Source organism: Mesorhizobium sp. M7A.F.Ca.CA.004.06.1.1 (genome assembly GCF_003999135.1).
Lineage (GTDB): Bacteria > Pseudomonadota > Alphaproteobacteria > Rhizobiales > Rhizobiaceae > Mesorhizobium.
Genome location: NZ_RZPQ01000493.1, coordinates 1 through 4,469 on the forward strand (window position 1 = coordinate 1; position 4,469 = coordinate 4,469).

At 62.4% G+C, this 4,469-nt stretch carries 5 protein-coding genes and 1 pseudogene; 2 read left to right on the forward strand and 4 right to left on the reverse strand.

Annotated features, from left to right (window positions below):
* From EN906_RS24190 to EN906_RS24200, 3 genes are all read right to left on the reverse strand, one after another.
* Positions 1–554, reverse strand: a 554-nt coding sequence (locus EN906_RS24190; RefSeq protein ID WP_281060456.1) for a formyltransferase family protein, incomplete at its 3' end; no start/stop codon positions are given.
* Between the two features lie 381 nt (positions 555–935).
* Positions 936–1,454 (reverse strand): peptide-methionine (S)-S-oxide reductase MsrA, encoded by a 519-nt coding sequence (gene msrA, locus EN906_RS24195; RefSeq protein WP_127272383.1) that lies wholly within the window; start codon positions 1,452–1,454, stop codon positions 936–938.
* Positions 1,455–1,586: 132 nt separating this feature from the next.
* Positions 1,587–3,152, reverse strand: a complete 1,566-nt coding sequence (locus EN906_RS24200) for a glycosyltransferase family 39 protein (RefSeq protein ID WP_236382756.1) — start codon at positions 3,150–3,152, stop codon at positions 1,587–1,589.
* A 68-nt stretch (positions 3,153–3,220) separates the two neighbouring features.
* On the opposite strand from EN906_RS24200, the gene EN906_RS37375 reads away from it, so the two are divergent.
* Together EN906_RS37375 and EN906_RS24205 are read left to right on the forward strand one after the other, a co-directional pair.
* Positions 3,221–3,391 carry a hypothetical protein gene (locus EN906_RS37375; RefSeq protein WP_164748724.1) on the forward strand — a complete coding sequence of 57 codons (171 nt, stop codon included), beginning with the start codon at positions 3,221–3,223 and terminating at the stop codon, positions 3,389–3,391.
* A gap of 38 nt (positions 3,392–3,429) precedes the next feature.
* Positions 3,430–4,137, forward strand: a complete 708-nt coding sequence (locus EN906_RS24205; protein WP_127270889.1) for a hypothetical protein — start codon at positions 3,430–3,432, stop codon at positions 4,135–4,137.
* Positions 4,138–4,263: 126 nt separating this feature from the next.
* Here the strand turns inward: EN906_RS24205 and EN906_RS24210 are convergent.
* Positions 4,264–4,469 (reverse strand): annotated as a pseudogene (locus EN906_RS24210) (hypothetical protein); the annotation flags it as partial.

Below are 4,469 nucleotides of genomic sequence, written 5' to 3' on the forward strand. Positions count from 1 at the left end.
CTCGAGGTCCAGTCAGCTTCGGAAAACGGCACCTGCCCGAGAATGTCACCCTCGTCAAAACCGGCGGACATCTTGTGGAGCGTGACGCCGCCATGAGCCGCACACCGGCCGTCCACGGCCAAGCGCTGGGTCGGATGTGGCCCTCGATAGTCGGGGAGCAGCGCCGGGTGGAGGTTGACCCCGCCTTTGGAAAAATGGCCAAGAACCTCTTGAGGGATCAAGACAGGCAAAGTGTAGCAGACCAGCACATCGGCGCGGAGGTCAGACAATTGGCGACCAAGCGCATTCCAATCGTAAGGGCGGCCAAATTCGATCAACTTGACAGTCGTGTTACCGACAAACCGCCTGAGCAGCAGCTTGCGTTGAAGCCTTCGTCGGAAATTGCCGATGCTGAAACCGGTGGGACGACGCCGGAACCCGGGCACGATGATCGCGCCAATTGCATTTCCAGCCTCTAGCCAGCCGGCGAGCAGAGGCCCCGTATGGTTAGAGATATCGAGGACAAAAACGGCTGTGATCGGCTCCGAGTGATCGGTCGATTCGATCGGCCTCATCTTCGGCGGCTCAAACGGGCCGACAGATCAGGGCGAGCTTGTCAGGTCGGCTGAGTGGAAGGCGATGCCAAGGCAGTGACAACCGAAAGACGCTCGCGTTTTACAAACACTGGCTTTTCGCAGATTTTCTTCACGGCCCGTCTCCCGAAATCAGCTCTTCCTGCGCAATTGGACTGCGATACGGCAGGCTGTCAACCACCTGACCGTGTTTGCCTACCGCATCCGCATTCGCCGTTGACGAAGGCGTTCGAAGAGCGCTCGGATATTGTGAAAGCTCAATGGCCGACGCGACACGGTGCGCTGACTGAAAGGGGTTTGGATGCGATGACCTGCTCGACGACACCGTCGAGCAGCAATGCAGGGCAAATCGCAGTTGCGAATCTACGAAACCGCCGTCTCGCGAACCGGCAGCTTCCAGCCTGGCCTGACGAAGTGGCAGGTGTATCCGTTGGGATACTTCTCCAGATAGTCCTGATGCTCGGGCTCGGCTTCCCAGAACGGACCAACGGGTGCGACTTCGGTGATGACCTTGCCCGGCCACAGGCCCGAGGCATCGACATCGGCGATGGTGTCCTCGGCGACGCGCTTCTGTTCGTCGCTGGTGTAATAGATCGCCGAGCGATAACTCGTCCCGACATCGTTGCCCTGGCGGTTGCGGGTCGTCGGATCGTGGATCTGGAAAAAGCGTTCCAGCAGCGTGCGATAGCTTATGATGGCCGGATCGAAATTGATCTCGATGGCTTCGGCGTGGGTGCCGTGGTTGCGGTAGGTGGCGTTGGGCACGTCGCCGCCGCTGTAGCCGACACGGGTGGAGATGACGCCGGGATAGCGCCGTATCAAATCCTGCATGCCCCAGAAACAGCCGCCGGCAAGGACTGCACGTTCGGTCGAAGTCGCCATGTCACGTCTCCTCAAAAGCAATTCCAGGAAAAGTGTGTAGCGGTTTTCCGTCTGGAATTGCGTGAAAGCAAGTGGTCTCGCCATAAATGGGCATTGTCACCTGCTTCGTCCAGCGGACGCGGTGGATCTACCTCAATTGCTCGGTTGGGCGAGGCTGTCGATCAAACCCGGTAGCTTCATGCCAGGCGGAATGGCGGCAAAGCTGATCGCCACCGGTGGTGCCCTGAGCGACCAGGCGAAAAGAACGGTCTTGACCGGGATGTTTCCCAGCCACGCCAGCAGCCGAGGTGGCACGCCGCTCCCGGGCCAGACCAGGAGCATACCGTGATCGCGCAGCCGCTGGCTGGTGATCCAGGGGGCGAGCCGCATGTCGAGGTCGGTGAAGATCGACGGCTTGTCATAGGCGTTGAGGCCCGCCAGCAACGCGATGCGGGTATCGCCGCCGACGATGTCGAGCCGACCGGGCACCGCCGCGTGCCAGACCGCCTCGGCTTCGTCCGAAATCTGCCGCGCTGGCCAGCAGACGGCATCCATGCGCCCGCGCAAATTGCAACTCGTCCAGCGGATGCCCGCATAGGCACCGGACATGCCGAGGATGCAGGCGAACGCGCAGATCGCCAGCCGTCGCAGTTCGACGGCGCCAAGCCGATGACCCAGCAAGGCGATCGCCACAACGCCGACCAGATTGTACATCGGCGCGCCCCACGCCTCGCCGGCGCCGGTAAACAGCGAGGCCACCATGACAAGCACCGCCGGACCAAGCCCCATCCACACGAGATAGGCCAGCGCGCCGCGCTCAATGGGCTGTTCCGGCGCGGGCGAACGCCGCAACAGCCCCGATATCGACAGCACCAGCAATAAGCCGCAGAGCCCCGCCATTTGGACACCGATATAGTAAAGGCGGGCGCGGTGGACCAACACCCATTCATCGCGGCCGGCGACATAGGTCAGCGGCAGGAAATCGATGCGGTAGAGCTGGATGGCCAGTGGCGCGGCGACGGCGAGGAAAACCGCGAGCCCAAGCCAGGGCCAGGGCGTGGCGAGCCGATTGCGTGCCCGCGTGTCCGACAACAGCCAGATCGCCCCGAAGAGCAACAGCAGCCCGGTGGAAAACTTGGCATAGAGCCCGACGCCCGACACCAGTCCGAGCGCCAGCCACCAGCCCGGCCCACCGCCACGGCCCGCACGCCACAGCAGCCAGCAGATTGCGGCCCAGAAGGGCATCTGCGCGTAATCATGATTGAACTGCGGTGTCGGCCAGCCGAAGAAATACAATGACGGCATCAAAAGCACGGCGGCCAGCGCGCGGGTTCTCCCGAGCATGTCGCGGGCCAGCAGGTAGACGAAGACGAAGGTCGCCGAGACGACAAGCTGGGCGAGCAGATATTGCGGCCAGCGGAACGATCCGGTCAGAAGATGGCTGATCTCGAGCAGCCAGCCGGGGAGCTGCGGATGCTTGTAGGTCAAAAGCACCCATTCGCGGCCCCACATAAAGCTCTCGACGACATCGCCGGGCGGGGCGGCATCGACAAGCGCCGGCATCACGGTCCAGCACAGGATCTGCGTCAGGCATAAAAGCGCTAGGCCGGCTTCTGGATAGCGCGTCAGCCCCGGCCAGATCGACGACTGCCACCAGTCGCCTGGAACAGAACTGCCGACCGGCAGCCAACCGTTCATGGTTTCGTCGATTCGCGTCATGCGGTGGATAAATCACACCGGACGGTTTTACGAACAGCCCAGAACTTGAAGCTTACGAAAATGTATACTTGGCCGACCATGGCAAAACCAAGATTGAGGCAGAGTTTCGCGCCACCATGCCGCCTCTCCCGTCATCACATGCCAGCAAGACAACAATGGAACACGCCATCGCGCAGCACCCTGAACATGCCGGGCATGGCGCCTTGGGCGTGATCGCGGCAGGCGTCGCCTACGCCTGACCGGTTGCCGTCCCCAAAAAGCATCCAGGATTTGAAAAATGCGCCACCACCATGCCGTCATTCACTACCGTGCGCTCGATTTCTGGATGGCCCGTGCGGCCGTTCTCGTCATCATCTGCCTGCAGCTTCTGGTCATCAACAATCTCTCATTCGGGCCGCGCTGGGTGGCGCCCGCGCTGGAGGCGGCCCTGCTGCTGCCCTTGTCGGTGGCCACCGCCTGGACGCAGGCCGCCACCCGAAAGGCGGTCGAGGACCACGAGTGGCATGCGATCGGCCAGTTTCGGGTCATGATCCGCAGAACAGCCCTGACCATGACCGCCATCATCAGCATCATCAATTGCGGTTCGCTGGTCCTGCTGGTGCGTGCCTTGCTGGAGGGCCATGCCGGCAGTAGCGGTACGACGCTGCTGATCGACGCGCTCAACATCTGGGTCACCAACGTCATCGTTTTTGCCTTGTGGTTCTGGAGCACCGACCGCGGCGGTCCGCCGACCTGCGGCCTCGTCAAGCTCGCACAGGCCGATTTCCTGTTCGCGCAGATGACGTTGAACGACCGTGAGCTTCGAGATTGGCTGCCCGGCTTCGTCGATTATTTCTTCCTCGCCTTCACCAATGCGACCGCATTTTCGCCGACCGATACCTTGCCACTCTCCCAGCGCGCCAAGCTGCTGATGATGGCCGAGGCCATGATCTCGCTGCTGACCATCGCGCTGGTCGCGGCACGCGCGGTCAACATCCTCGCTTGATCGGCCCGACACGCGAAAATAGCCCGCCCGGCGAACCGGAACGGGCTATTTTGGGTTGTCTTCGATGGTTCGATGCCGCGGGAAACGTGCCTCGGCAATTCCGCCAAGCAATCGCCGCCGCACCAGCTATTCGTCCCGCGCGCGGCTGACTCTCCGCACCACGAACTCGAACAGGACGTCCGAAATCCACATGGCGCAGACGCCGATCAGGAAGGCGGCCGCCAGCGTGGTGGTGTCGTCGGCGGGATCGGGCATCGGCAGGCCGGCGATCCTGGCGTAGGACACCGCCGGCAGCGTCAGGTAGGCCGCCGCAAGTGCGCCGCAGATCGGCG